We start from the raw sequence: 24,977 nt of genomic DNA on the forward strand, positions 1-24,977 counted from the left end.
TTTTTTTACTCCTCTATCTCGCCTTCCTGACGCATCTGCGTCGCCCAGCGCTGTGCCGCATCCGGGGTGGTGAAGGTTGGCGAGCGGCGAAAGTGCTCGCCCATCAACACAAACGCGACATACTTTCCACGCAGCCTCCAGACATCACGATAACCGTCGACCTTAGACGCATGCTCAGGGGGCGCCGGTTCGACGCGTGGAACATAGCTGATAATGACTCGATTCTGTTGACGAAGCGTTTTCATAAGCGATGCATTCACTAAAGACAAATTTCACACACATGAAAGCCAATGATAGCCGATTGTGACCCCGCGCGTCGCGCCCGGCGTGAGCATCTGCGCGTTTTCCAGGCCTGGCCGGTAAACAGGCGTGACCGGGACATTGTTCTATAGTTAGAAGGGTTAATGGCAACTACCTGCCTTTTTAGTCATGGAAAACAGGAGACGAGTTCAATGTCGCAACATGAGAAAGAGACGCAACCTTCCCGCGCCCCGGTTGATGATGAAAACGAAGCCCGCCCGGGACTGGATTCCCTCGCCCCGCAAGATAACTCTCACCGCCCTTCGCCAAAACCGACCGCTCCCGGTGAAGAGCCCACTGCACCTGGCAGCCTGAAATCACCCGATACCGCCAATGAGAAATTGAATGCGCTGGAGACATTCCGCAAAGGTGGTGAGAATGCCGCGCTAACCACCAACCAGGGCGTGCGCATTAGCGACGATCAGAACTCGTTGCGCGCCGGAACGCGCGGCCCGACGCTGCTGGAAGATTTTATCCTGCGCGAGAAGATCACCCATTTTGACCATGAGCGCATCCCTGAACGTATTGTGCATGCGCGCGGTTCGGCGGCGCACGGTTACTTTCAGCCCTACCGCAGCCTGCAAGATATCACTAAAGCCGATTTCCTCTCCGACCCGGAGAAGATCACCCCCGTGTTCGTGCGCTTCTCGACCGTGCAGGGCGGTGCCGGTTCAGCCGATACCGTGCGTGACATTCGCGGCTTCGCCACCAAGTTCTACACCGAAGAGGGGATCTTCGATCTTGTCGGCAACAATACGCCGATCTTCTTTCTGCAGGATGCGCACAAATTCCCTGATTTTGTGCATGCGGTGAAACCGGAGCCGCACTGGGCTATCCCGCAGGGTCAGAGCGCGCATGACACCTTCTGGGATTACGTCTCTCTGCAGCCGGAAACCCTGCATAACGTAATGTGGGCGATGTCCGATCGCGGCATTCCGCGCAGCTATCGCACCATGGAAGGGTTTGGTATTCACACCTTCCGCCTGATTAACGCCGAAGGGAAAGCGACTTTTGTGCGCTTCCACTGGAAACCGCTGGCGGGTAAAGCCTCGCTGGTGTGGGACGAGTCGCAGAAGTTAACCGGGCGCGATCCCGATTTTCACCGTCGTGAGCTGTGGGAGGCGATCGAAGCGGGCGACTACCCGGAGTATGAGCTGGGGCTACAGCTGATTCCGGAGGAGGATGAGTTCAAATTCGATTTCGACCTGCTCGACCCGACTAAACTGATCCCGGAAGCGCTGGTACCGGTGCAGCGAGTCGGGAAAATGGTGCTCAACCGCAACCCGGATAACTTCTTTGCCGAAAACGAACAAGTTGCCTTTCATCCGGGCCACATTGTCCCGGGGCTGGATTTCACCAACGATCCGCTGCTGCAGGGGCGTCTCTTCTCCTACACCGATACGCAGATCAGCCGTCTCGGCGGGCCAAACTTCCACGAAATTCCGATTAACCGCCCGACCTGCCCGTACCACAACTTCCAGCGTGACGGCATGCACCGCATGGATATCGACACTAATCCGGCCAACTATGAGCCGAACTCTATCAACGATAACTGGCCGCGCGAAACGCCGCCGGGGCCGAAACGCGGCGGATTTGAGAGTTATCAGGAGCGTGTTGAAGGGCATAAAGTGCGCGAGCGCAGCCCCTCGTTTGGTGAGTATTACGCCCATCCGCGCCTCTTTTGGCTGAGCCAGACGCCATTTGAACAACGCCATATCGTCGATGCTTTCAGCTTTGAGCTAAGTAAAGTGGCGCGCCCCTATATTCGTGAGCGCGTGGTCGATCTGCTGGCGCATATTGATGTCAATCTGGCACACTCCGTCGCGGAAAATCTGGGTATCACCCTGACGGAAGAGCAGTGCAACATTACGCCGCCTCCTGCGGTAAACGGCGTGGAGAAAGATCCCTCCCTCAGCCTGTATGCCATTCCGGATGGTGATGTGAAAGGCCGGGTGGTGGCGGTACTGCTGCATGACAATGTTCGTGCGCAGGATGTGCTTACCCTGTTGCAGGGGCTGAAGAACAAAGGCGTACACGCCAAACTGCTCTACTCGCGTATGGGCGAAGTGGTGGCTGATGATGGATCCCGCCTGCCGGTGGCGGCAACCTTCGCCGGTTCGCCTTCACTGACGGTGGATGGCGTTTTTGTGCCCGGCGGTGATGTGAGCACGCTGTTGCAAAATGGTGATGCGAAATATTACCTGCTGGAAGCCTATAAGCACCTTAAAACCATTGCCCTTGCCGGTGATGCCCGTCAGTTTAAAGGGGTGTTACATGTCAACGCGCAGGGTGAAGAGGGCATTATTGAAGGCGATATCGCTTCCACCGCGCTGGTCGAGGATTTTATTGAACAGCTCGCAGCGCACCGCGTCTGGTCACGTATCAGCAAGATCGATAATGTGCCGGCATAAGGCGTAAAAAAAACCGGCCAACTGGCCGGTTTTTTATGCTCAGGCAAATTCAGGAAAATTACTGCAGAGGTTTTTTCTGCTGAGACTGCTGCTGCGGTGCTTGCGGGTCGGTGTCGTATTCGGCACAGGTCTGATAACCCGAGTTCAGCACGTGACCGGTGTCATCCAGGGCAACGAAGTAGGTTTCAGTTTTGCCATTACGCTGACCCAGGATATAGGTCTGGCAAGTACCACGGGCATGAACCATGCTCACTTCTGAAGAAGGACGGCCTGCAATCTGCATCACCTGCTGGCGGCTCATCCCTTTTTTCACATCTTTAACGACTGGCTGACTAACCTGATCTTTCGCGCGATCGTAAGCGGTACAACCAGCCAGCATAGTCAGTACTGCTGCGGCGCCCAGAATTCCTGCGATGTTCTTATTCATATTCCATCCTCTTTAGTATCCGCTTCTGTATCAGCGTGTTAACTAAGCCTGGAATATAATATTGGATTTTTCAACTCGGGACAGAAAATGATATATCTTTCAGAAAAATCTAATAAAAGTGCGTAAACGACCTGAATCGACGTAAATTACGGCACGTAAAACTGTGAACCTTGTCGTTTTCTCACGAAGGGGTTAGCTTTAATGGATAACAATTTGCAACCTGTACAGCAGGATTCAACAACGGAGGGGTTAATGGCTCTGCAACAAGAGATTATTCAGGCACTGGGCGTCAAGCCAACCATCAATGCCGAAGAAGAAGTTCGCCGCAGCGTGGACTTTCTGAAAACGTATCTGAAAACCTATCCCTTTATCAAATCACTGGTGCTCGGCATCAGCGGTGGTCAGGACTCGACGCTGGCGGGGAAAATCTCCCAGTTAGCTATCTCGGAACTGCGTGAAGAGAACGGCGACAGCGAGTTACAGTTTATCGCTGTGCGCCTGCCTTACGGCGCGCAGGCAGATGAGCAGGATTGCCAGGATGCGATTGCGTTTATCAAGCCTGACCGCGTCCTGACCGTGAATATCAAAGCGTCGGTGCTGGCAAGCGAGCAGGCGCTGCGCGATACCGGCATTGAGCTAAGCGACTTTGTGCGTGGGAATGAGAAAGCGCGCGAGCGTATGAAAGCGCAGTACAGCATCGCCGGGATGTGCAAAGGGATTGTCGTCGGAACCGACCATGCTGCCGAAGCGGTCACCGGTTTCTACACTAAGTATGGCGATGGCGGCACCGACATTAACCCGCTCTTTCGCCTCAATAAGCGTCAGGGCAAGCAGCTGCTGGCCCACCTTGGCTGCCCGGAACATCTCTATAAGAAAGCGCCGACCGCCGATCTGGAAGACGATCGCCCTTCCCTGCCTGATGAAGCCGCACTCGGCGTAACCTACGAAAATATCGACGATTATCTGGAAGGTAAAACGCTGGATGAAGCAACCGCCCGCATTATCGAGGGCTGGTATGTGAAGACCGAGCACAAGCGCCGTCCACCGATCACCGTTTTCGACGATTTCTGGAAAAAACAGTAAATTGTGACGCCCTTCCAGGCCTACAGATAAGTTGTAGGCCTGCTAAGCGAAGCGGTGTCAGCCTCTCTCTTCCAACCACACTTATCTGATCTTTCCAAATGTTTCTTTTTTAACCTTAAACACCCTGCTACACTGTACAAGTAACCAGTATCAGGAGTTCCGTGTGGCAAGGCGTCAATCCGCCCCGCGTCTTTCATTTGAGGCGGCGGCAATCTATGAATACCCAGAGCATCTGCGTCAGTGGCTTGAGGCCATGCCCAGGCACCCTGGCGTCTATATTTTTCACGGTGACAGCGAGGCAATGCCGCTCTATATCGGCAAAAGCGTCAATATCCGCAGCCGGGTGATGTCCCATTTCCGTACCCCGGATGAAGCTTCCATGCTGCGCCAGTCCCGGCGCGTTAGCTGGATCTGCACCGCTGGTGAGATCGGCGCGTTGCTACTGGAAGCCAGGCTTATCAAAGAGCAGCAACCGCTGTTTAATAAACGCCTGCGTCGTAATCGCCAGCTCTGCTCGCTGCGCGTGGAGGGGGGTAAACCGCAGGTGGTTTACGCCCGCGAAGTGGACTTCTCCTCATCGCCGCATCTTTTTGGCCTGTTTGCCAACCGGCGTGCGGCGCTGCAGGCGCTGCAATCTATCGCCGATGAAGAGAAGCTCTGTTACGGCTTGCTCGGTCTTGAGCCACTGAGCCGCGGTCGCCCCTGTTTTCGCTCGGCGTTAAAACGCTGCGCCGGTGCCTGTTGCGGGAAAGAGAGCGTTGAAGAGCACAACAGCCGTTTTCTCACCGCGATGGCGCGCATGCAACTGGTGTGCTGGCCGTGGCAGGGGCCGATCGGCTTAAAAGAGAGCTTTGGCGAGATGACGCAGTACCACATCATCCATAACTGGCTCTGGCTGGGTTCGGTCAATACGCCAGGCGAGGCGGCAGCCCTGTTGCGCACCCCCGCCGGCTTCGATCACGATGGCTATAAAATTCTTTGTAAACCCCTGCTGTCGGGCGAACACGAGATCGTAGAGCTGGCTTAATGCCCGGCCAGCCACGTGATTTCGCTAAAGAGTAACTGCCCTTCGGCGCGAAGCAGCCGCAGGGTCTGTCTCCCCTCCTGCCAGCATGCCCCCTGATCGGCGGTGAGCAGTTTGTCGCCCAGTTGCCACGCGCCGCTCAGCACAAACACCACACCGCCGCGCGAGCCGAAGGTGGTGAAGGTGCGATCGGCAATGCGCACTTTCGCCTGGCAACGATCGCGGCGGGTCATGATATTAAAATCCATCGACATACGGCCTTCACAAAGCTCGGCCTTAACCGGCTGATCCCCTGAGAAGGTGAAAGGCTGGTGACGCTTCAACGTATGGCGCACGCTGCCGCCGTTGAGTGTCACCTCCCCGCCCTCTATCAGCGTGATCACGCGATCGACGCCGGGGAATGGCGTAAACTCGCCGTTTCCGGCCAGCGAGGCAATGCTGGCGCGCCAGTTAAATTCGCGGGTAGCGGGCGGAAAGCAGCAAATCTCTCGCGTTTCGCCTGCGCCATTTCGCCAGAGATTGACCGGCATTTTGCGAATATCAAAGAATTCCATCATCACTCCTGAATAGCACAGCAATACGCTGCGCCGCTGCTTCTGAAACAGCGTGCATTCTTGTTCTTGTTCACATTGCTATAAACAGGTTATCGGCAGCCAGGCAGCGATGCCTTAGGCTACGAGGTAACCAGAGATGTAAAAAAGTATAAACTTCAGATAAGTAGCAACTTCGGGCACACAGGAACAACGAGGATACCGCGCCGGTAGCGGCTGGCAAGAGGCAGGCGAGAAAAAACCGCCGGTTCTGCCCATCATGTGCTACTGGCGATGGGCAAAACCGGCGGTCTTAAGAGGGGTTGGCTACATTATTCAGCCGGTGCAGGGGGCATTTTATCGCCTGCGGCAGGACGTTCTGTCAGACGCTTCTCAAAATTAGCATTGAACTGTTTTTTCTGTTCCGGCGTCAAAATGTTGTAAATCTTGTTCTGCGTTTCCATATGTTTCAGCATGTCGGCTTTGCGCTGCTCATCCATCTTATTGATTTGCGCTTCGGCTTTAGCCTTGTCGAAGCTGTCGCTGGCGACAATGTTGTGCATCGCACGCAGTTCTTCGACAGGCGGACGCTTCATCTCTTCACGCTGGCTCTTCATGATGTCGCGGATCTGTGCTTTCTGCGCATCGGTCAGGTTCAGGCCATGGAACATCATCTCATGCGGCCCTTTTCCTTTGTGATGATGCATCATCGGTTTGGCATCGGCCGGTGCAGCCGGAGCATCAGCAGCGTGCGCAACGCTTGCAGCACCAAACGCCAGGGTAGAGGCAACAAACAGGGCAGTCAATTTACGCATAATCATCTTCCTTACTTCAGTTTTATATACGGCGGTTGCCGTGTTGACGCTAATCACTTTAGCGCTTCAAGCGTCAATTAATCAGAGCGATAGTAAAACAGTGAAAGTGTAAAAGTGAGAATTTAATCAAATATGAAGGAAATAAGGATAAACGGTGAAGAGTGGAAATAAAAATAAACAAGCAACTGAAATATAAGTTTTTTATGGAGATAAGCAAAAACTGAGTATGCTATTTTTTTCAGCACTCAACAAGATAATTCCGTAATAGATTTAAAGATTAAAAATAAGCCCTGCAGGTGCAGGGCTTAACGTCAGGCTATTTTTTCCAGCATTAATCCGGCGCGTAATCCAATCTCAACATTGGGATTGGGAAATAGCACATACTCCTGCGGGTGCGTCACCACATAGCGCTCGCCGCGATCCTCCGCCAGCAGCGTCCCCTCGCTGAACGGGGTAAAGTTGAGCGTCTCATTGTCCATGTAGAGGGTAAACGCCTCGCTGCGCCGGGTGAGTTGCTGCACCACCCGGTAACGCAGCGGAGGATGCTCACTATCGGGCGCGGCTTCACCGGCGAGCAGTGCCGCCAGCGCCCAGGCGGTGCGCTGAAACTGGCTCAGATCGTTAGCACCAAACGGCAACGCTTTGCCCAGCTCCAGCGTGCAGGCAAGCGCGTCGAAGCTTTCACAACTGAAGTGGGTAAAGGTCCCGCCGGGCGCCTGGTGAAACACCAGCGCTTCAAGCCCGGCGGCGCCAAGCCACGTCAGGAAAGATTCATCCCACGGCATAGCGCGCTGCGGCAGCACACCAAAGCGCACGTGGTGCGAGCCGCGAATGGCAGTATGCAGATCGAGATGCCAGCGCGTCTCATCGCCCTCAGCGAAGAAGTGCGTCACCGCCCGCTCAAGCTGCGCCGCGCGGATGGTTTCATCACTCGGCGGCAGCTGCTGCCAGCGCCCGCCAAACATGCGGTTAAGATCGCTTTTGATATAGCGCTTGCCCTGCGCCAGCGCCTGCGGATTGCCCAGAATAATCAGGAGTCGCCAGCTCAGCGGCTGCTCACCGGAGAAGAGGTTGTGCAGCAGCTGATCGATAAGCTCTACCGGTGCCGTCTCATTGCCGTGAATGGCGCAGGAGACCACCAGCGAACGTCCTGTCGGCTGGGGCGGCACCAGTTCAAGGATCCCCTGCTCATGCCACAACCAGTGAATCCCGCCCGCCTCACCGGACATCTTGCGTGGAATATCGCCCGCAATGGTTGCTGCCAGAAAGTTCTCCATACCGCCTCCGCTTAACGCTGAAAAGGATAAACTGACCCGAGATCCAACAGTTGAGTGAGGCGATCCAGCGCTTCACGCCCTTCACGCAGGAGTTGCGGATCGGCTAAATCGGCCTGCGTAAGACGGTCGCGATAGTATTTATCCACCCACGCATTGAGCGCGGCAAAGAGCGTATCGTTCATCATCACCGCCGGGTTAACCGCCTGCTGCTCCGCCTCGCTCAGCACCACCCGCAAACGCAGGCAGGCTGGCCCGCCACCGTTCGCCATACTTTCGCGCAGATCGAAGACCTGCAGGGCGCTGATCGGGTTATCCTGCGCCAGCAGGTCGTTGAGGTAACGCCAGACGCCCGCATGCTCCTGCGACTCCTGCGGCAAGACCAGCGTCATGCGGCCATCATCATGGCTCAGTAATTGACTATTAAACAGATAAGTTGCCACCGCGTCTGTGACCGATACCGCCTGTTGCGGCACTTCGATCGCCATAAAGCCCGGCACTTTTGCTGCAAGGGTAGCCAGCAACTGAGGCTGTCCGGCAAACGCCTGCTCGTGACAGAAGAGCAGCTGGCGGTTGGAGACCGCAATCACATCATTATGAAACACGCCCTGATCGATAACCGCCGGGTTTTGCTGAGCATAGACCACCTGATGCGCGCGCACCTGGTTGAGGCGGGCAACCGCCTGGCTCGCCTCCAGAGTCTGGCGCGCCGGGTAACGCCCGGGTGCCAGTTCGTTGCCCTCTTCGCGGCCATAAACGAAGAGCTGCACGCCCGCATCGCCATAGCTGCCGCCGAAGCGGTTATGGTTGGCGGCACCCTCATCGCCAAAACGCGCCACCTGCGGCAGCGCGCCGTGCACGCTAAAGGTGTGCGGATCGCGGAAAATTGCCCGCAGCAGCGCTTCGGTGGTCGGCGCTTCGATTGAGCGATGGAACTTGTTATTCAGGTTCGCCACCGTCAGGTGGACTTTGCCATCTCCGGCATCCGCTGATGGACAGACGGTGGCGGCATTCGCTACCCACATCGCCGAGGCGGAGCTGGCGGCAGAGAGCAGTTCCGGAGCCTGAGTGGCGGCTTTTTCAACCACCTGCTCATCGCTGCCACGAAAGCCTAACTGACGTAGTGCAGCAATGTTCGGGCGCTCATGAGGCGGAATGACCGCCTGCTGAAAACCGGCATCCGCCAGCGCTTTCATCTTCAAAAGCCCCTGCTTCGCCGCCAGCTTCGGATTGGAGCGCTGAAAGCGGTGTTTGGTCGAGGCTTCATTACCGAAGGATAAGCCCGCATAGTGGTGCGTCAGCCCGACCAGGCCATCAAAGTTCACTTCACGCGCGCTCATGGCTGCTCCTCACGCAAATGGCCAAGACCCGGGCTGAGACTCTGCGGCAGGGTGAGATCCGCTGTTTCAAGGCTCGCCATCGGCCAGGCGCAGTAATCGGCCGCATACCAGGCGCTGGCGCGATGGTTGCCGGACGCCCCAACGCCGCCGAACGGCGCGGTACTCGCAGCGCCGGTCAACGGCTTATTCCAGTTAACGATCCCGGCGCGCGCCTCCAGCAGCAGGCGATCAAACTTCTCCCGCTGCGGCGAAATCAGGCCGCAGGCCAGACCATAGCGCGTGTTATTCGCAAGCGTGATCGCATCGTCAAACTCATCGTAGCGCCAGACGCAGAGCAGCGGACCAAACACCTCTTCGTCGGGCACATTGCCGACTGCGGTCATCTCAATAATGCCCGGCGTCAGCAGAGAGGTTCCCGCTGCCAGCAGACGCGGAGCCAGTAACGTTTTGCCGCCGCGCGCTTCATGTTCTTGCCAGGCGTGATAGACCTGCTCTGCCGCCTGCGGCGAGATTAACCCGCCGAAAAAGGGCTGCGGCTCGGCATCCCAGGCAGCCGGTGTCAGCTTGCTGGCAACCTCCACCAGCCGCTTCAGAAAGGCATCGCCCGAAGCTGAGCGTTTCACCAGTAGCCGCCGCGCGCAGGTGCAGCGCTGGCCAGCGGTAACAAAGGCAGACTGGATCGCCAGATGAACTGACGCATCAATATCGTCAGGATCTTCAACAATCAGCGGGTTATTGCCGCCCATCTCCAGCGCGAGGATCTTCTCTGGCTGACCCGCGAGCTGGCGATGCAGCTGATAGCCGGTATTGGCACTGCCGGTAAACAGTAGCCCGTCCAGCCCTGGCAGCGCACTCAGCGCCTGCCCGGTTTCCCGCCCGCCCTGGAGCAGGTTGAGCACGCCAGCCGGTAAGCCAGCCTGCTGCCAGAGTTTCACCACTGCCTCACCGATCCACGGCGTCAGTTCGCTCGGTTTAAACAGCAGCGTATTGCCCGCCAGCAGTGCCGGGATGATATGCCCGTTTGGCAGGTGGCCGGGGAAGTTGTAGGGACCAAACACCGCCAGCACGCCGTGCGGGCGATGACGTAGGGTGGCTGCCCCGTCCGCCATCGCAGTCTGCTGCTCGCCGGTGCGCACGTGATACGCCTTCACCGAGATTGCCGCTTTGTTGATCATCGCGGTAATTTCGGTAGCAGCCTCCCAGCGTGGTTTGCCGGTTTCGCGGGCGATGATGGTCGTTAACGCCTCTTTATTGCTCTCCAGCAGCGCGGCAAATTTTTCCACGATCGCCTGGCGGGCGCTGAAAGGGTGGCGCGCCCAGGTGGGGAACGCCGCGCGTGCGGCCTGGTAAGCCGCCTCAACCTGTGCGCTGTCCGCATCATTGCCCTGCCATAGCACCTCATGGTTCACCGGGTTGGTTTTCTCCCGCCGTGCACCCTGCCCCTTTATCCACTCACCGTTGATCCATAAACTCATTGCGCTCTCTCCTCACCACTTTTCTCTTCCGCACACAGGCGCACCAGCCGGACGCTATCGCCGGGCTGACACTTGAGCGCATCCAGCTCGCCCGCCGACAACAGCAGCCGTTCGGTCTGCGGGTCGACGTTGATCAGCATCGCGCGAAAATCGTCATAGCGTTCATTCGACACCATGCAGGCCGGCCACTCGCCCGGCGCGCGCTGCCCTTCGCCAATCGCGACCAGGCGGCTCTTGCGGATCGCCCGCACGCGGTCGATATCGCACTCCAGCGTCGGCCCGCCATCAAAGATGTCGACATAGTTGCGGTAGCGGAACCCCTCTTTCTCCAGCACTGCGCGCGCAGGCGCGGTCTGCGGATGGACGTGACCAATCACCGACTGCGCCTCCTCCGAGAGGAAGTGGGTATAGATTGGATGTTTCGGCATCAGCTCGGCGATAAAGGCTTTCTGCCCGGTGCCGCAGAGATAATCGGCGCGGCTGAACGCCATTGAGAAGAAGCGCTTACCGAGGCTCTCCCAGAAGGGAGAGTAGCCATGCTCATCAATCACCCCGCGCATCTCGGCGACCACTTTTTCATTGAAGCGATCCCGAAACGCCGCCATAAACATAAAACGCGATTTCGACAGCAGGTAGCCATTGCCCGCTTTGCGCCAGGCGGGATCGAGAAACAGCGTGCAGAGTTCGCTACTGCCGGTGTGATCGTTACTGAGAAACAGCGTCGGCAGGGCGTTGTAGACATTGAGCTCTTTAGAGGCATGCACCTGGGTGCCGACGCGGTAGTTGTACCACGGGTCGTTAAGCCCGACGGCGACCTCAATGGCGCAGATGCCACCCACTTCACCGCTCTGCGTATCTTCCAGCACAAACACATAGCCCTGCTCACCCTTCGGCAGAGTGCCTTGCCAGGTCTGGCGGGCGCGCTCAATACGCGCAGCCAACGTTGCCTCATCAGCGGGCAACGAGGTTAAACCACCGCCGGTTTTGCCGGCGAGTTTCATCAGGGCTGCGAGATCGCTTGCCGCGACCGGACGAATCACCATCATGTTGTGCTCTCCTGGAGGAATTTTTCACAGGCGCGGGCAAAGCGTTCAAGGCCGATGCGCACCTCCTCTTCGCTGATGTTCAGCGCCGGGGCAAAGCGCAGCACGTTGCCACCGGCAATCAGCACCATCACCCCTTCCGCCGCCGCCAGCTGCGAAATCTGCTTCGCTTTACCGTTAAAGGCAGGCACCAGCTGGCAACCGATTAACAGCCCAAGGCCGCGAATATCGCTGAACAATGAGTGGCGGGCGTTGATGGCAGTCAGTTGCTCGGTAAACCACTCATGACGCTGTTTCACGCCGTTCAGCATCTGCGGGGTGTTGACGCTATCAAGCAGCGCGCCTGCTACCGCGCCCGCCAGCGGGTTACCGCCATAGGTGGTGCCGTGGGTGCCCACATTCATCACCTTGCCAAAGGTCTCGGTGGTGAGCATCGCGCCAATCGGGAAGCCACCGCCCAGCGCTTTCGCGGTGGTTAACACATCCGGCGTGACGCCATAGTGCATATAGGCATAGAGTTCGCCGGTGCGGCCGACGCCGGTCTGTACCTCATCAAAAATCAGCAGCGCATTGTGACGCGAGCAGATTTCGCGCAGCCCCTGTAAAAAGGCCGCATCGGCCGGTACTACGCCGCCCTCACCCTGCATCGGCTCGACAATCACCGCACAGGTGTCGTCGTTGATCAGAGCGCTGGCAGAGGCGAGATCGTTAAAGGTGGCATGCTGGATCTGCGGCGGCAGCGGCGCGAAATCCTGTGAATAGGCGGGTTGACCACCGGCGCTGACGGTAAAGAGCGTGCGGCCATGGAAGGCATTTTTGAAGGCAACAATGCCGCTCTTCTGCGCGCCAAACGTGTCGTGAGCATACTTCCGCGCCAGTTTCAGCGCAGCTTCGTTGGCTTCCGCCCCGGAGTTACAAAAGAAGACGCGATCGGCGAAAGTGGCATCAATCAGCCGTTTTGCCAGCCGCAGCGCCGGCTCGTTGGTGTAGCCATTGCCGGTATGCCAGAATTTCGCCGCCTGCTCGCTCAACGCGTTGCACAGCACCGGATTAGCGTGTCCCAGTGCGTTTACCGCAATGCCGCCAGCGAAGTCGATATACTCGGTGCCATGCTGATCCCACAGACGTGAGCCCTCGCCGCGAACCGGAATAAACGGTGCAGGCGCATAGACCGGCAGCATCCATTGATCGAAATTTTCACGTGTAACAGACAGAGACATAGCGACCTCACCGGTAAATAAATGGTTGAATAAATGTTAATAAAAATGACGTTTTCGCCCTTAATGTAGATTGCACGCTTCGTGCCAGCCAGAGGGAAAAATGCATAAACGGCGGGCATCAACGTTATTTCAATAACTTACAACCGATCGCTATTCACTTATCATGCATAAAAAGTGAATAATTTTAGATGTTGCGGCGAAGCTGGGCGGGATTTAGCGATAGTTTATGCATTTATAAAATTTAATTCTGGAACTGTGATCGTCCGCGAAATTAATTCTGCCAAAGCGCCCCATTTTGGCGCAACGCGCCCTGAAAAGAGGCATCTGGCGTGATTTTTGCGCAGACGCAACGGGCGTGGGAATTAGTGGCAGTGATTGAAAGTAAACTCTGATAACATTCCTGCATCTTTCACTCCATTAAGTGGCTGCGACTATGAAATTTGTCTCGTTCAATATCAACGGCCTGCGTGCCAGACCCCACCAGCTTCAGGCTATCGTCGAACAACACCAGCCCGATGTGATTGGTTTGCAGGAGACGAAAGTCCATGACGATATGTTCCCTCTCGAAGAGGTGGCACGTCTCGGTTACAACGTCTTCTACCACGGGCAAAAAGGCCACTACGGCGTGGCGTTGCTGACCAAAGAGACGCCTGTTCTGGTGCGTCGCGGCTTCCCGGAAGATGGCGAAGAGGCACAGCGTCGCATCATCATGGCAGAGATCCCCTCTCCGGTTGGTAACATCACCGTGATCAATGGCTACTTCCCGCAGGGCGAGAGTCGCGACCACCCGACCAAGTTCCCGGCAAAAGAGAAGTTCTATCAGGATCTGCAACACTTTCTGGATACCGAACTGAAGCGCGAGAACCCGGTGCTGATCATGGGTGATATGAATATCAGCCCGACGGATCTTGATATCGGAATCGGGGAAGAGAATCGTAAGCGTTGGCTGCGTACCGGCAAGTGTTCATTCCTGCCGGAAGAGCGTGAGTGGATGGCGCGCCTGAAAAATTGGGGGCTGGTGGATACCTACCGCGAAGCCAACCCGGATACCACAGATCGCTTCTCGTGGTTTGATTACCGCTCAAGAGGTTTTGATGATAACCGTGGGCTGCGCATCGATCTGCTGCTGGCGAGCCAGCCGCTGGCAGAGCGCTGCATTGAGACGGGTATCGATTACGATATCCGCGGCATGGAAAAACCCTCTGACCATGCGCCGGTCTGGGCGACGTTTAAACTCTGATGACACAGACGCCAAAAAGCATCGATGTGGTCGCCGCCATCATTGAACGTGATGGCCATATTCTGCTCGCCCAGCGCCCGCCGCACGCGGATCAACCCGGTCTATGGGAGTTCGCGGGTGGTAAGGTGGAAGCCGGTGAAACGCAGCCACAGGCGCTGGTGCGCGAACTGCGTGAAGAGTTGGGTATCGAGGCATTGCCGGCGCGCTTTGTTGCCAGCCATCAGCGCGAAGTTTCCGGGCGACTGATCACGCTCCACGCCTGGCATGTTCAGGCGTTCGCAGGCGAGCCAACGCGCCACTGGCACAGCGCGCTCAAGTGGGTGACACCCGCCGAGGCGCGCAACTCTGCGCTGGCGCCGGCGGATATTCCCCTGCTGGAGGCGTTTACGGTTTTACGCGCCGCCAGACCAGCGGATTAGTGGAAATGGTGCGTTCATCGCGCTGACACTGCAGCAGAACCCCTTCCATTTTTATCACCGACCCTTCGCTGTAATTCTGATTGCCATAGACACAGCACTGCATGCAGGGCTGTGTCGTTTGCGTCTGCCCGCCGCTGCTGAACACTTCGGCAGGCACATTCACTTCCACACCCGGTGACGGGTAGCGATCCGCCAGCGCGCAGCCCGATGCGACCAGCAACAACGCGGCGGCAACGCCTGTAAATCGGCTCATAGCCTCTCCTTTTTGATTGACTGCACTAATTACTATAACGGATCTATTTCCAGGTACTTTAGTTTCCCGCCTCATCGTTTTTTATTATGACGGTAAACAGGTTCTTAATTTCTCTGATGAGGGTGATTTTCCCTTGCGGCGTGGCGTAGCGCCGATGTTATAGTCGAAAAGCGCCCGTTTTTTGCGCATTGCAAACACAACAACACTCATCAACATAATAAGAGACGCTTATATCTATGGATCAGACCCCCTCTCTTGCAACATTCCTCGACACTGTTCATCAGCGCGATCCGCACCAGCCGGAGTTCTCCCAGGCCGTTCGCGAAGTGATGAGCACCCTCTGGCCCTTTCTCGAAGCCAACCCGCGCTACCGTCAGCTTTCACTGTTAGAGCGTCTGGTAGAGCCGGAGCGCGTGATTCAGTTCCGTGTCGCCTGGGTGGACGATCGTAACCAGGTGCAGGTCAACCGCGCGTGGCGCGTGCAGTTCAGCTCCGCTATCGGCCCCTATAAAGGCGGCATGCGTTTTCACCCCTCGGTGAACTTATCGATTCTCAAGTTCCTCGGCTTCGAACAGACCTTCAAAAATGCCCTCACTACGCTCCCCATGGGTGGCGGTAAAGGCGGCAGCGATTTCAATCCTAAAGGCAAAAGCGACGGTGAAGTGATGCGCTTCTGCCAGGCCCTGATCACCGAGCTTTATCGCCACCTCGGCGCAGACACCGATGTGCCTGCGGGTGATATCGGCGTGGGCGGGCGCGAAGTGGGCTTTATGGCCGGGATGATGAAGAAACTCTCCAACAACACCGCCTGTGTCTTTACCGGTAAGGGACTCTCTTTTGGCGGCAGCCTGATCCGCCCGGAAGCGACCGGTTACGGCCTGGTCTACTTCACCCAGGCGATGCTGGAGCGCCACGGCCTTGGCTTTGAAGGGATGCGCGTGGCGGTTTCCGGCTCCGGCAACGTTGCGCAGTTTGCAATTGAAAAAGCGATGTCCCTCGGCGCGCGCGTCGTTACCGCCTCGGACTCTGCGGGAACCGTGGTTGACGAAGCGGGCTTCACGACGGAGAAACTGGCACGCCTGTGCGAGATCAAGGCGAGCCGCGACGGCCGGATCGCTGATTACGCGCGGGAGTTTGGCCTGACCTATCTGGAAGGGAAGCAGCCGTGGTCGGTGCCGGTCGATATTGCGCTGCCCTGCGCCACGCAGAATGAGCTGGACGTTGAGGCCGCGCAGGCGCTTATCGCCAACGGTGTCAAAGCGGTGGCCGAAGGAGCCAATATGCCGACCACCATCGACGCGACGGATCTCCTCCTTGACGCGGGCGTGCTGTTTGCCCCCGGCAAAGCGGCGAATGCCGGCGGTGTCGCTACCTCCGGTCTGGAGATGGCGCAGAACGCAGGCCGCATAAGCTGGAAAGCCGAAGAGGTGGATGCCCGTTTACAGCATATCATGCTGGATATTCACCAGGCCTGCGTGCAGTACGGCGGCGGCGAGAAGCAGACGCATTATGTGCGCGGCGCGAATATCGCGGGCTTTGTCAAAGTTGCCGATGCGATGATCGCCCAGGGGGTGATTTAACCCCAGCGCACTGCCGGATGGCGGCGCAAGCCCCTTATCCGGCCTACGAGTTGCACGCTTTGTAGGCCTGATAAGCGCAGCGCCATCAGGCATTGCTAACCGAATTACGAGGCAGGCGCTTCCGCGGCGGGCGGGCGTTTCTTACTGCGTCCTTTGGCGAAGGATTTTTTCTTCTCGCCGCCGGGTGCGACCAGCCCACGGAACTGCCGTACCGGCGTGCTGCGCGCCTGGTGGATCAACTCATGCAACGTGCCGACCAGTGGCTGCATAAAATCCTGGTAACGGCACTCTTTTTCGCTGATCTGCGTCAGCACCGACTCCCAGTGCGCGGTCATATCCGGTCGCGCCGCCATCTCCGGCAGCGAGTGAATCAATGCCCGACCAGCCTCCGATGAGTGAATATAACGCCCTTTCTTCACCAGAAAGCCGCGCTTAAACAGCAGTTCGATAATGCCTGCGCGCGTCGCTTCCGTACCTAATCCATCGGTGGCACGCAGGATCTTTTTCAGATCCTTATCCTGCACAAAGCGCGCAATCCCCGTCATCGCAGAGAGCAGCGTCGCATCAGTGAAGTGACGCGGCGGCTGCGTCTGGCGCGCCACCACTTCGCCCTTTTCACACAACAGCTCATCGCCTTTTGCCACCACCGGCAGCGGCGTACCGTCATCATCTTCATCGCGCTCTTTCGCACCGAGCAGCGTACGCCAGCCCGCTTCCGCAAGAAAACGCGCTTTGGCGATAAACTTGCCGTTAGCGATATCCAGGTCAATCTGACATTTGCGGAACACAGCATCCGGGCAGAATTGCATCAGGTATTGCCGCGCAATCAGGTTGTAGACTTTGGCCTCGTTATCGCTAAGGCTCACCTTCGAGCTGCGCGCGGTCGGAATGATGGCGTGGTGAGCATCCACCTTCTTGTCATCCCAGCAGCGGTTGCGTGTATCAGGATTGACCACCGGCTGCGGCAGCAGATCGGCGGCGTGCACGCCAATCGCATTCATCACCGCATGGCGACCAGCGAAGTGCTCCTCCGGCAGATAGCGGCTGTCGGAGCGTGGATAGGTAATCAGTTTGTGGGTTTCATACAGCTTCTGGCAAATATCGAGCACGTTCTGCGCGCTCAGGCCAAAACGCTTCGCTGCCTCAATCTGCAGTGATGAGAGGGAGAACGGCAGCGGTGCCAGTTCTGATTCCCGTTTATCGTTATAGGCGGTGACCATCGCCGGTTGACCGCTAATGCGGTTAACCACGTGCTCCGCCAGCGGGCGATGCAGCAGACGCCCCTCTTCATCCTGATAAGGCTCGCAGGCATCGCTCGGCTGCCAGAGGGCGGTGAACCGCTCCCCGGCGGGCGTCACAATGTGCGCTTTTACTTCAAAGAAATCTTTCGCGACGAAGTTCTCAATCTCTTCATCACGCCGCACCACCAGCCCCAGCACCGGGGTCTGGACGCGCCCAACGGAGAGCACACCCTGATACCCGGCATTGCGGCCTAAGAGCGTATAGGCGCGGGTCATATTAATGCCGTACAGCCAGTCAGCGCGAGCACGGGCCAGCGCCGACACACAGAGCGGAATAAACTCGCTGTTGGCGCGCAGCCGTCCAATCGCTCTCTCCACCGCCTGCGGGTTGAGATCGTTAATCAGGCAGCGCTGCACGTGCTGGCGCTTTTCCGCCGGCAGCTGCAGGTAGTCAATCACCTCATCGACCAGCAGTTGCCCTTCGCGATCCGGGTCACCGGCATGCACCACTTCGTCGGCATCGGCAAGCAGACGCTTAATGACATTGATCTGCTTGAGCACTGACGGGCGCGGTTGCAGCTGCCACTTCTCCGGTACAATAGGCAAGTCCGCCAGGTTCCAGCGCGCATAGCGGCTGTCATAGGCATCCGGCTGCGCCTGCTCCAGCAGGTGACCGATACACCAGGTCACCACCTGGCCATTACCGCACTCAATGTAGCCGTCGCCTTTGCGATGTGGCTTGGGCAACACATCGGCTATAGCGCGCGCCAGACTGGGCTTTTCGGCAATAAATAACCGCATCGACTTATCGGATCTCAATCATCGGGCGACCGCCGCGGGCGGTAACCAGCTCGCCAATGGCGCTCAGTTCAATGCCATACTCCGCCGCCGTGGCTTTTACCTGCGCTTCGGCGTCCGGCGTCACTGCCAGCAGCAGACCGCCGGAGGTTTGCGGATCGCACAGCAGATTGCGCACTGCGTCAGGCATCTCGCCCATCAGGTGGCCGTAGCTGGCAAAGTTACGCTGCGTGCCACCCGGTACTGCGCCCTGAGCAATGTACTCTTCCACGCCCGGCAGCTTCGGCACATCAGCGTAGGTGAGTTGCGCCTGTACGCCTGCGCCCTGGCATATCTCGCTCAGGTGCCCCAGCAGACCAAAGCCGGTAACGTCGGTCATCGCTTTCACGCCTTCAATATCGGCAAACGCCGCACCGGCGAGGTTCATCCGGCACATCACCTCCGTCGCCAGCCCGACATGCTCGGGTTTGAGCAGGGATCTCTTCTCGGCGGTGGTGAGTACGCCAATGCCCAGAGGTTTGGTGAGGAAGAGTTTGCAGCCCGCCTGCGCGGTGCTGTTCCTCTTCACGCGCCCGGTCGGCACCACACCGGTGACGGCGAGGCCAAAAATAGGCTCTGGCGCATCAATCGAGTGCCCCCCAGCCAGCGCAATGCCCGCCTGCTGGCAGGCAAAACGACCACCTTCGATCACTTCACGGGCAACCTCCGGGGGGAGCTTATCGAGCGGCCAGCCGAGGATGGCGATCGCCATGATCGGTTTGCCACCCATCGCGAAGACGTCGCTGATGGCGTTTGTCGCAGCGATGCGGCCAAAGTCGAAGGGGTTATCGACGATAGGCATGAAAAAGTCAGTGGTGCTGATAACGCAGGTGCCATTCCCAAGGTCGTAAACCGCGGCGTCGTCACGCGTCTCATTGCCGACCAGGAGGTTGGGATCGAGGAACCTGGCCTGCTCGCTGTGCAGAATGGTATCCAGCACTTTGGGGGAAATTTTACATCCGCAACCGGCTCCGTGGCTGTATTGCGTTAAACGAATAGTTTGCTCGCTCATGGACATCTCCTGTCATTGCAATGGCGCTATGGTAGCGCCCAAACCGTAAGGTGGTAAGTGCGACAATCTGATTTCGCGCGCCCTTGCTCACTAAGCGAGCGAAAGAGTGATAATCCGTGGTTATATTTTGAGCGCCCACACCCGCTCGAAACGGTGCAGAACGCGTTTTGCGATTCACCGCAATGTTATTTCGCGCAGATTATGACAGAAATATGACAGCAGCCACCCATGGCTGCTGCAGTCAAAAATCTAAGGAACCTCTAATGAAAAAAAGCCTTATCACCCTTTGTCTTGCGGGTTTACTTTCTGCCAATGCCTTTGCTCTTGTACCAGCGGGAAATGATGCCACCACCAAACCCAATCTCTACTACCTGAAAAACGATCAGGCGATAGATAGCCTGGCGCTGCTGCCACCACCGCCGGAAGTGGGCAGCATCGCTTTTTTGAACGATCAGGCGATGTATGAGCAGGGTCGTTTGTTGCGCAATACCGAACGCGGCAAGCTTGCCGCGGAGGACGCTAACCTGAGCAGCGGCGGCGTGGCCAACGCCTTCTCCGGCGCGTTCGGTTCGCCGATCACAGAAAAAGATGCCCCGCAGTTGCACAAGCTGCTGACCAATATGATTGAAGACGCGGGCGATCTGGCGACGCGCGGCGCAAAACAGAAATATATGCGTATCCGGCCTTTCGCCTTCTACAACGTGCCGACCTGCAACACCAAAGATCAGGATGAGCTGTCGAAAAATGGCTCCTACCCGTCAGGCCATACTTCGATTGGCTGGGCCACGGCGCTGGTGCTGGCTGAAATCAACCCGCAGCGACAGAATGAGATCCTGAAACGCGGCTTCGACTTGGGCCAAAGCCGCGTAATTTGTGGATACCACTGGCAGAGCGACGTTGATGCCGCACGCGTTGTCGGCTCGGCGGTTGTCGCCACGCTGCACACTAATCCGGCTTTCCAGCAGCAGCTGCAAAAAGCCAAAGAGGAGTTTGCCGCGAGTCATAAGTAACCTGGCTGCCGGATGACGGCAGCGTTTAATCCGGCCTGCAAAACCAGAGTGGTTGCCCAGGCCGGATAAGCATTCAGCGCCATGCGGCGAAAGCAGCACTCAGAAGTGGGTTACAAACGGCGTATGATCCGGCACAGTCACTGTGGTAGAGGCTTTCAGTTGCGGCGTACCGAGGTAGAGGAAGCCAACAACCTGATCCAGCTCACCGCAGTTAAACGCCTGGCGAACCTCGGGGCTGTTGGTCAGCGGGCCGGTGCGCCAGATGCCGTTAAAGCCCTGCGCCAGCGCCGCCATCTGCATCGCCATCACCGCACACCCGGCAGAGAGCAGCTGCTCCCACTGCGGCACTTTGTGGTGCTGCTGACATTTTGCCACCACGGTGATGATCATCGGCGCACGAAACGGCGAAGTACGCGCTTTCTCAATGCCTTTCTCATCCTGGCCTGCGGCGCGCGCCGCCTGCTCCATCGTCTGGCTGAAGCGCTCGCGCCCTTCCCCTTCAATCACAAAAAAGTGCCACGGCTGGAGTGTGCCGTGGTCTGGCGCACGCATGCCGGCGCGCAGAATGTTATCCAGCTGTTCGCCTGCCGGAGCCGGTTCTGCCAGGCGAGAAGCACTGCGTCGGTTGACGAGAAGTTCAAGTGCGTCCATTAGTTAACCTCTTGTTGTGAAATTTGTTCATAAAATTAACATGGGCGTAGAAATTGTTACAGCGCCGGAGGCGATTCCTGCTGACAAGAGGCAGCGGGATAATTAGGATAACCACACTTTGCCGCTCGGGCAGCGGTGGCCGTTAACTCGCAGGGAGAATACATGCAAACCCTTTGGCGTATTATTGCCGGTTTTTTTAAGTGGTGCTGGCGACTGCTGAACTTTACCCGCAACCTGGTGATGAACGTTATCTTCATCGTGTTGATATTAGTTGCAGTCGGCGTCTGGATGCAGATGAGCGACAGCAAAGCGGAGCGCAGCGGGCGCGGCGCGCTGCTGCTGGATATCTCCGGCGTGGTGGTCGATAAAACCTCCGCCAGCGGTCGCCTCGGCGCACTGGGTCGCCAGCTGTTCGGCGCCAGCTCCGATCGTCTGCAGGAGAACTCACTCTTCGATATCGTCGAAACCATCCGTCAGGCGCAGCAGGATCGCAACATTACCGGCATTGTGCTCGATCTGAAGAATTTCGCCGGGGCCGATCAGCCCTCAATGCAGTACATCGGTAAAGCCCTGCGCGAATTCCGTGACAGCGGCAAACCGGTCTACGCGGTGGGCGATAACTACAGCCAGGGTCAGTATTACCTTGCGAGTTTTGCCAATAAAATCTGGCTCTCGCCACAGGGCGTAGTCGATCTGCATGGTTTTGCTACCAACGGTCTCTACTACAAGGCGCTGCTCGACAAACTGAAAGTGACGACCCACGTCTTCCGCGTCGGCACCTACAAATCTGCCGTTGAGCCTTTCATACGCGACGATATGTCCCCTGCCGCGCGCGAAGCGGACAGCCGCTGGATTGGCGAGCTGTGGCAAAACTACCTCAACACCGTGGCGGCTAACCGCCAGATCACCGCTCAGCAGCTCTTCCCTGGCGCGCAGGCGATGCTTGATGGTCTGCGTAAAGTGGACGGTGATACAGCGAAATATGCGCTGGATAACAAGCTGGTCGATGAGCTGGGCTCTGCGGCTGACGCTGAAAAAGCGATGGTGAAACAGTTTGGCTGGAGTGAAGCAGATAAAAACTTCCGTGCCGTCAGCTTCTATGACTACTCAACCAAAACGCCAGCCGATGTCGGCGGCACCGTGGCGGTGATCTTTGCTAATGGGGCCATTATGGATGGCGAAGAGACGCCGGGGAACGTGGGCGGTGATACCACCGCAGCGCAGATCCGCGATGCGCGTCTGGATGATAAGGTCAAAGCGATTGTCCTGCGCGTGAACAGCCCTGGCGGCAGCGTCAGCGCCTCCGAGGTGATCCGTGCCGAACTGGCCGCTGCCCGCGCGGCAGGGAAACCGGTTGTCGTTTCGATGGGTGGTATGGCAGCGTCCGGCGGGTACTGGATCTCGACGCCAGCCAACTACATTATTGCTAACCCGAGCACGCTGACTGGCTCCATCGGCATCTTCGGCGTGATCAATACGCTGGAGAACAGCCTCGACAGCATCGGGGTGCATACGGATGGCGTTGCCACCTCTCCGCTGGCGGATGTGAGCATGACCAAAGCGCTGCCTGATGAAGTGCAGCAGATGATGCAGTTGAGCATCGAGAACGGCTATAAGCGCTTTATCACGCTGGTGGCGAAATCGCGCAATAGCACGCCGGAGCAGGTGGATAAAATCGCACAGGGCCACGTCTGGACCGGTCAGGATGCGAAAAACAACGGTCTGGTCGATGCGCTGGGCGACTTCGATGATGCGATTGCCAAGGCCGCAGAGCTGGCGAAGCTGAAACATTGGCATGTTGATTACTACGAAGAGGAGCCAGGTTTACTGGACCGCGTGGTGGACAGCATGACCGGCTCGGTGCACGCGATGTTGCCGCAGGCGTTGCAGGCTTACCTGCCGGCACCGCTGGCCAGCGCGGCGCAGGAAGTGAAAGCCGAGACGGATAAACTGGCGGTGTTTAACGATCCGCAGAACCGTTATGCGCTCTGCCTGAACTGCGCCACCGTTCGCTAATTTTTCCTTACGCATCCCCTCCGCCGGAGGGGATTTTTTTGATTTAGTCAGAACCTACTTACCATGCAAAAAAAATCCATTTATGTAGCCTACACGGGCGGCACCATCGGCATGCAGCGTTCAGAGCATGGCTATGTGCCGGTTTCCGGTCATCTGCAACGCCAGCTGGCGCTGATGCCAGAGTTCCATCGCCCGGAGATGCCCGACTTCACCATCCACGAATATGCCCCGTTGATGGACTCCTCCGATATGACGCCAGAGGATTGGCAGCATATTGCTGATGATGTGCAGGCGCACTATGACGAGTATGACGGTTTCGTGATCCTGCACGGCACCGATACCATGGCCTACACCGCGTCGGCGCTGTCGTTTATGCTTGAAAATCTCGGCAAGCCGGTTATTGTGACAGGGTCACAAATTCCACTGGCAGAGCTGCGCTCAGACGGGCAGATCAACCTGCTTAACGCCCTCTACGTGGCGGCGAATTTCCCGATTAACGAAGTGACCCTCTTCTTCAACAACCGCCTCTATCGCGGTAACCGCACGACTAAAGCACATGCCGATGGCTTTGATGCTTTTGCGTCACCGAATCTCACACCGTTGCTGGAAGCGGGTATCCATATTCGCCGCCTCGGCACACCGCCTGCGCCAAGCACCGTGGGCGAATTGATCGTGCATCCGATCACCCCGCAACCGATTGGCGTCGTGACAATTTACCCGGGCATTTCTGCCGATGTGGTACGTAACTTCCTGCTCCAGCCGGTAAAAGCGCTGATCCTGCGTTCATATGGCGTGGGTAACGCGCCGCAAAACCGTGCGTTCCTTAAGGCGCTACAGGAAGCGAGCGAGCGCGGTATCGTGGTCGTCAACCTGACACAATGTATGTCCGGTAAGGTCAATATGGGCGGTTATGCCACCGGTAACGCCCTCGCCCACGCAGGCGTGATTGGCGGTGCGGATATGACGGTCGAAGCGACGCTGACCAAACTGCACTATCTGTTAAGTCAGGATCTGGACGCGAATGCGATCCGCACCGCAATGACGCAAAACCTGCGCGGTGAACTGACGCCGGATGAGTAAGGAGTTCATGATGAAAGCACGCGCTCTGCTGCTGGTCGATCTGCAGAACGATTTCTGCGCCGGTGGCGCGCTGGCCGTCGCGGGCGGCGACAGCACCGTGGATGTGGCAAACAGGCTAATACCCTGGTTTAAAAGCCGCGGCGAGCCGGTACTGACCAGCCTGGACTGGCATCCGGTCAATCATGGCAGTTTCGCCAGTCAGCACGGCGTTGAGCCCTTTGTCATCGGTGAGCTGGACGGGTTGCCGCAAACCTTCTGGCCCGATCACTGTGTGCAAGGGAGCGAGGGGGCGGCGCTACATCCGCTGCTCGATCAGCAGGCCATCGATGCGGTGTTCCATAAGGGAGAAAACCCGCTTATCGACAGCTACAGTGCTTTTTTTGATAACGGTCACCGTCAGCAGACAGCGCTGCATGGCTGGTTGCAGGCGCACAGCATCCGTGAACTGATGGTGATGGGGTTAGCCACCGATTATTGCGTGAAGTTTACGGTGCAGGATGCGCTGCAGCTGGGGTATGAAGTCAATGTGATTACCGATGGTTGCCGTGGCGTAAACCTGCACGCCGACGATAGCGCGCAGGCGTTTATGGCGATGGCAAGCGGCGGCGCGACGCTCTATACGTTGGCGGACTGGCTGGAAACGCAGGGGTAAACGTTGCCTGATGGCGGCTACGTCTTATCAGGCCTACAACGGCA

23 protein-coding genes are annotated in these 24,977 nt (G+C 57.5%); 10 read left to right on the forward strand and 13 right to left on the reverse strand.

What is annotated here, in order from left to right; all coding sequences use genetic code 11:
* Positions 1–5 precede the first annotated feature (5 nt).
* Positions 6–260, reverse strand: a complete 255-nt coding sequence (cedA, locus tag PU683_RS15215) for a cell division activator CedA (RefSeq protein ID WP_277172924.1) — start codon at positions 258–260, stop codon at positions 6–8.
* 192 nt (positions 261–452) lie between these two features.
* Here cedA and katE point away from each other — a divergent pair, with 192 nt between their 5' ends.
* Complete coding sequence (gene katE, locus PU683_RS15220; protein ID WP_277172925.1) at positions 453–2,711, forward strand: catalase HPII; 2,259 nt, start codon at positions 453–455, stop codon at positions 2,709–2,711.
* Between the two features lie 58 nt (positions 2,712–2,769).
* On the opposite strand, the gene osmE is transcribed toward katE, so the two are convergent.
* The gene (osmE, locus tag PU683_RS15225; RefSeq protein ID WP_187802254.1) at positions 2,770–3,138 is read right to left on the reverse strand and encodes an osmotically-inducible lipoprotein OsmE; all 369 of its coding nucleotides are present in this window, start codon (positions 3,136–3,138) and stop codon (positions 2,770–2,772) included.
* A gap of 252 nt (positions 3,139–3,390) precedes the next feature.
* Between osmE and nadE the strand changes: the two genes are divergently transcribed.
* Positions 3,391–4,221, forward strand: coding sequence for an NAD(+) synthase (gene nadE, locus PU683_RS15230; RefSeq protein ID WP_277172928.1), 831 nt, complete (start codon positions 3,391–3,393; stop codon positions 4,219–4,221).
* 163 nt (positions 4,222–4,384) lie between these two features.
* Positions 4,385–5,248 (forward strand): excinuclease Cho, encoded by an 864-nt coding sequence (gene cho / locus PU683_RS15235; protein ID WP_277172930.1) that lies wholly within the window; start codon positions 4,385–4,387, stop codon positions 5,246–5,248.
* Here the strand turns inward: cho and ves are convergent.
* The 7 genes from ves to PU683_RS15270 form a co-directional block, all read right to left on the reverse strand.
* Positions 5,245–5,799 carry an environmental stress-induced protein Ves gene (gene ves, locus PU683_RS15240; protein ID WP_277174302.1) on the reverse strand — a complete coding sequence of 185 codons (555 nt, stop codon included), beginning with the start codon at positions 5,797–5,799 and terminating at the stop codon, positions 5,245–5,247. The two genes, cho and ves, sit on opposite strands and share 4 nt — an antisense overlap.
* A 308-nt stretch (positions 5,800–6,107) precedes the next feature.
* The gene (gene spy, locus PU683_RS15245) at positions 6,108–6,590 is read right to left on the reverse strand and encodes an ATP-independent periplasmic protein-refolding chaperone Spy (RefSeq protein ID WP_277172932.1); all 483 of its coding nucleotides are present in this window, start codon (positions 6,588–6,590) and stop codon (positions 6,108–6,110) included.
* Between the two features lie 311 nt (positions 6,591–6,901).
* The gene (gene astE, locus PU683_RS15250) at positions 6,902–7,867 is read right to left on the reverse strand and encodes a succinylglutamate desuccinylase (RefSeq protein WP_277172933.1); all 966 of its coding nucleotides are present in this window, start codon (positions 7,865–7,867) and stop codon (positions 6,902–6,904) included.
* Between the two features lie 11 nt (positions 7,868–7,878).
* A complete protein-coding gene (gene astB, locus PU683_RS15255) occupies positions 7,879–9,204 on the reverse strand; it encodes an N-succinylarginine dihydrolase (protein WP_277172935.1) in 1,326 nt (441 codons plus the stop codon).
* Positions 9,201–10,679, reverse strand: a complete 1,479-nt coding sequence (astD, locus tag PU683_RS15260; RefSeq protein ID WP_277172937.1) for a succinylglutamate-semialdehyde dehydrogenase — start codon at positions 10,677–10,679, stop codon at positions 9,201–9,203. The genes astB and astD overlap by 4 nt, the downstream gene beginning before the upstream one ends.
* Positions 10,676–11,725, reverse strand: coding sequence for an arginine N-succinyltransferase (astA, locus tag PU683_RS15265; protein ID WP_277172939.1), 1,050 nt, complete (start codon positions 11,723–11,725; stop codon positions 10,676–10,678). The genes astD and astA overlap by 4 nt, the downstream gene beginning before the upstream one ends.
* Positions 11,722–12,942 carry an aspartate aminotransferase family protein gene (locus PU683_RS15270; RefSeq protein WP_277172941.1) on the reverse strand — a complete coding sequence of 407 codons (1,221 nt, stop codon included), beginning with the start codon at positions 12,940–12,942 and terminating at the stop codon, positions 11,722–11,724. The genes astA and PU683_RS15270 overlap by 4 nt, the downstream gene beginning before the upstream one ends.
* A 433-nt stretch (positions 12,943–13,375) precedes the next feature.
* Here PU683_RS15270 and xthA point away from each other — a divergent pair, with 433 nt between their 5' ends.
* Together xthA and PU683_RS15280 are read left to right on the forward strand one after the other, a co-directional pair.
* Entirely contained in the window at positions 13,376–14,182 is an 807-nt protein-coding gene (gene xthA, locus PU683_RS15275) for an exodeoxyribonuclease III (protein ID WP_277172943.1), read from the forward strand.
* Positions 14,182–14,601: a pyrimidine (deoxy)nucleoside triphosphate diphosphatase gene (locus PU683_RS15280; protein WP_277172945.1), complete on the forward strand. Its 420-nt coding sequence runs from the start codon at positions 14,182–14,184 to the stop codon at positions 14,599–14,601. The genes xthA and PU683_RS15280 overlap by 1 nt, the downstream gene beginning before the upstream one ends.
* Here the strand turns inward: PU683_RS15280 and PU683_RS15285 are convergent.
* Positions 14,567–14,854 carry a DUF1496 domain-containing protein gene (locus PU683_RS15285; protein ID WP_277172947.1) on the reverse strand — a complete coding sequence of 96 codons (288 nt, stop codon included), beginning with the start codon at positions 14,852–14,854 and terminating at the stop codon, positions 14,567–14,569. The two genes, PU683_RS15280 and PU683_RS15285, sit on opposite strands and share 35 nt — an antisense overlap.
* A gap of 236 nt (positions 14,855–15,090) precedes the next feature.
* On the opposite strand from PU683_RS15285, the gene gdhA reads away from it, so the two are divergent.
* On the forward strand, positions 15,091–16,434 hold the full coding sequence (gene gdhA, locus PU683_RS15290) for an NADP-specific glutamate dehydrogenase (RefSeq protein ID WP_277172949.1): 1,344 nt from the start codon (positions 15,091–15,093) through the stop codon (positions 16,432–16,434).
* 104 nt (positions 16,435–16,538) lie between these two features.
* Here gdhA and PU683_RS15295 read toward each other — a convergent pair whose 3' ends face one another.
* Together PU683_RS15295 and selD are read right to left on the reverse strand one after the other, a co-directional pair.
* Positions 16,539–18,476: a DNA topoisomerase III gene (locus tag PU683_RS15295; RefSeq protein WP_277172951.1), complete on the reverse strand. Its 1,938-nt coding sequence runs from the start codon at positions 18,474–18,476 to the stop codon at positions 16,539–16,541.
* A gap of 4 nt (positions 18,477–18,480) precedes the next feature.
* Positions 18,481–19,524: a selenide, water dikinase SelD gene (selD, locus tag PU683_RS15300; protein WP_277172953.1), complete on the reverse strand. Its 1,044-nt coding sequence runs from the start codon at positions 19,522–19,524 to the stop codon at positions 18,481–18,483.
* Between the two features lie 263 nt (positions 19,525–19,787).
* Between selD and phoC the strand changes: the two genes are divergently transcribed.
* Positions 19,788–20,534 carry an acid phosphatase PhoC gene (gene phoC / locus PU683_RS15305; RefSeq protein WP_277172955.1) on the forward strand — a complete coding sequence of 249 codons (747 nt, stop codon included), beginning with the start codon at positions 19,788–19,790 and terminating at the stop codon, positions 20,532–20,534.
* Between the two features lie 99 nt (positions 20,535–20,633).
* Here the strand turns inward: phoC and PU683_RS15310 are convergent, their stop codons facing one another.
* A complete protein-coding gene (locus PU683_RS15310) occupies positions 20,634–21,185 on the reverse strand; it encodes an NAD(P)H nitroreductase (protein WP_042712397.1) in 552 nt (183 codons plus the stop codon).
* Positions 21,186–21,347: 162 nt separating this feature from the next.
* Between PU683_RS15310 and sppA the strand changes: the two genes are divergently transcribed.
* From sppA to pncA, 3 genes are all read left to right on the forward strand, one after another.
* On the forward strand, positions 21,348–23,201 hold the full coding sequence (gene sppA, locus PU683_RS15315; RefSeq protein ID WP_277172957.1) for a signal peptide peptidase SppA: 1,854 nt from the start codon (positions 21,348–21,350) through the stop codon (positions 23,199–23,201).
* A gap of 63 nt (positions 23,202–23,264) precedes the next feature.
* Entirely contained in the window at positions 23,265–24,281 is a 1,017-nt protein-coding gene (ansA, locus tag PU683_RS15320) for an asparaginase (RefSeq protein ID WP_277172959.1), read from the forward strand.
* 10 nt (positions 24,282–24,291) lie between these two features.
* Complete coding sequence (gene pncA / locus PU683_RS15325; RefSeq protein WP_277174303.1) at positions 24,292–24,933, forward strand: bifunctional nicotinamidase/pyrazinamidase; 642 nt, start codon at positions 24,292–24,294, stop codon at positions 24,931–24,933.
* The last annotated feature ends 44 nt before the right edge of the window (positions 24,934–24,977 follow it).

It is taken from the genome of Candidatus Kosakonia sp. 282A-S69 (assembly GCF_029433855.1).
In the GTDB taxonomy this organism is placed as follows: Bacteria; Pseudomonadota; Gammaproteobacteria; order Enterobacterales; family Enterobacteriaceae; genus Kosakonia; species Kosakonia cowanii_A.

Coding starts and splice junctions, on each gene's coding strand:
- katE (WP_277172925.1), top strand. CDS start 453: ATGTCGCAACATGAGAAAGAGACGCAACCTTCCCGCGCCCCGGTTGAT.
- osmE (WP_187802254.1), bottom strand. CDS start 3,138: ATGAATAAGAACATCGCAGGAATTCTGGGCGCCGCAGCAGTACTGACT.
- nadE (WP_277172928.1), top strand. CDS start 3,391: ATGGCTCTGCAACAAGAGATTATTCAGGCACTGGGCGTCAAGCCAACC.
- ves (WP_277174302.1), bottom strand. CDS start 5,799: ATGGAATTCTTTGATATTCGCAAAATGCCGGTCAATCTCTGGCGAAAT.
- spy (WP_277172932.1), bottom strand. CDS start 6,590: ATGCGTAAATTGACTGCCCTGTTTGTTGCCTCTACCCTGGCGTTTGGT.
- astE (WP_277172933.1), bottom strand. CDS start 7,867: ATGGAGAACTTTCTGGCAGCAACCATTGCGGGCGATATTCCACGCAAG.
- astB (WP_277172935.1), bottom strand. CDS start 9,204: ATGAGCGCGCGTGAAGTGAACTTTGATGGCCTGGTCGGGCTGACGCAC.
- astD (WP_277172937.1), bottom strand. CDS start 10,679: ATGAGTTTATGGATCAACGGTGAGTGGATAAAGGGGCAGGGTGCACGG.
- astA (WP_277172939.1), bottom strand. CDS start 11,725: ATGATGGTGATTCGTCCGGTCGCGGCAAGCGATCTCGCAGCCCTGATG.
- PU683_RS15270 (WP_277172941.1), bottom strand. CDS start 12,942: ATGTCTCTGTCTGTTACACGTGAAAATTTCGATCAATGGATGCTGCCG.
- xthA (WP_277172943.1), top strand. CDS start 13,376: ATGAAATTTGTCTCGTTCAATATCAACGGCCTGCGTGCCAGACCCCAC.
- PU683_RS15280 (WP_277172945.1), top strand. CDS start 14,182: ATGACACAGACGCCAAAAAGCATCGATGTGGTCGCCGCCATCATTGAA.
- PU683_RS15285 (WP_277172947.1), bottom strand. CDS start 14,854: ATGAGCCGATTTACAGGCGTTGCCGCCGCGTTGTTGCTGGTCGCATCG.
- gdhA (WP_277172949.1), top strand. CDS start 15,091: ATGGATCAGACCCCCTCTCTTGCAACATTCCTCGACACTGTTCATCAG.
- PU683_RS15295 (WP_277172951.1), bottom strand. CDS start 18,476: ATGCGGTTATTTATTGCCGAAAAGCCCAGTCTGGCGCGCGCTATAGCC.
- selD (WP_277172953.1), bottom strand. CDS start 19,524: ATGAGCGAGCAAACTATTCGTTTAACGCAATACAGCCACGGAGCCGGT.
- phoC (WP_277172955.1), top strand. CDS start 19,788: ATGAAAAAAAGCCTTATCACCCTTTGTCTTGCGGGTTTACTTTCTGCC.
- PU683_RS15310 (WP_042712397.1), bottom strand. CDS start 21,185: ATGGACGCACTTGAACTTCTCGTCAACCGACGCAGTGCTTCTCGCCTG.
- sppA (WP_277172957.1), top strand. CDS start 21,348: ATGCAAACCCTTTGGCGTATTATTGCCGGTTTTTTTAAGTGGTGCTGG.
- ansA (WP_277172959.1), top strand. CDS start 23,265: ATGCAAAAAAAATCCATTTATGTAGCCTACACGGGCGGCACCATCGGC.
- pncA (WP_277174303.1), top strand. CDS start 24,292: ATGAAAGCACGCGCTCTGCTGCTGGTCGATCTGCAGAACGATTTCTGC.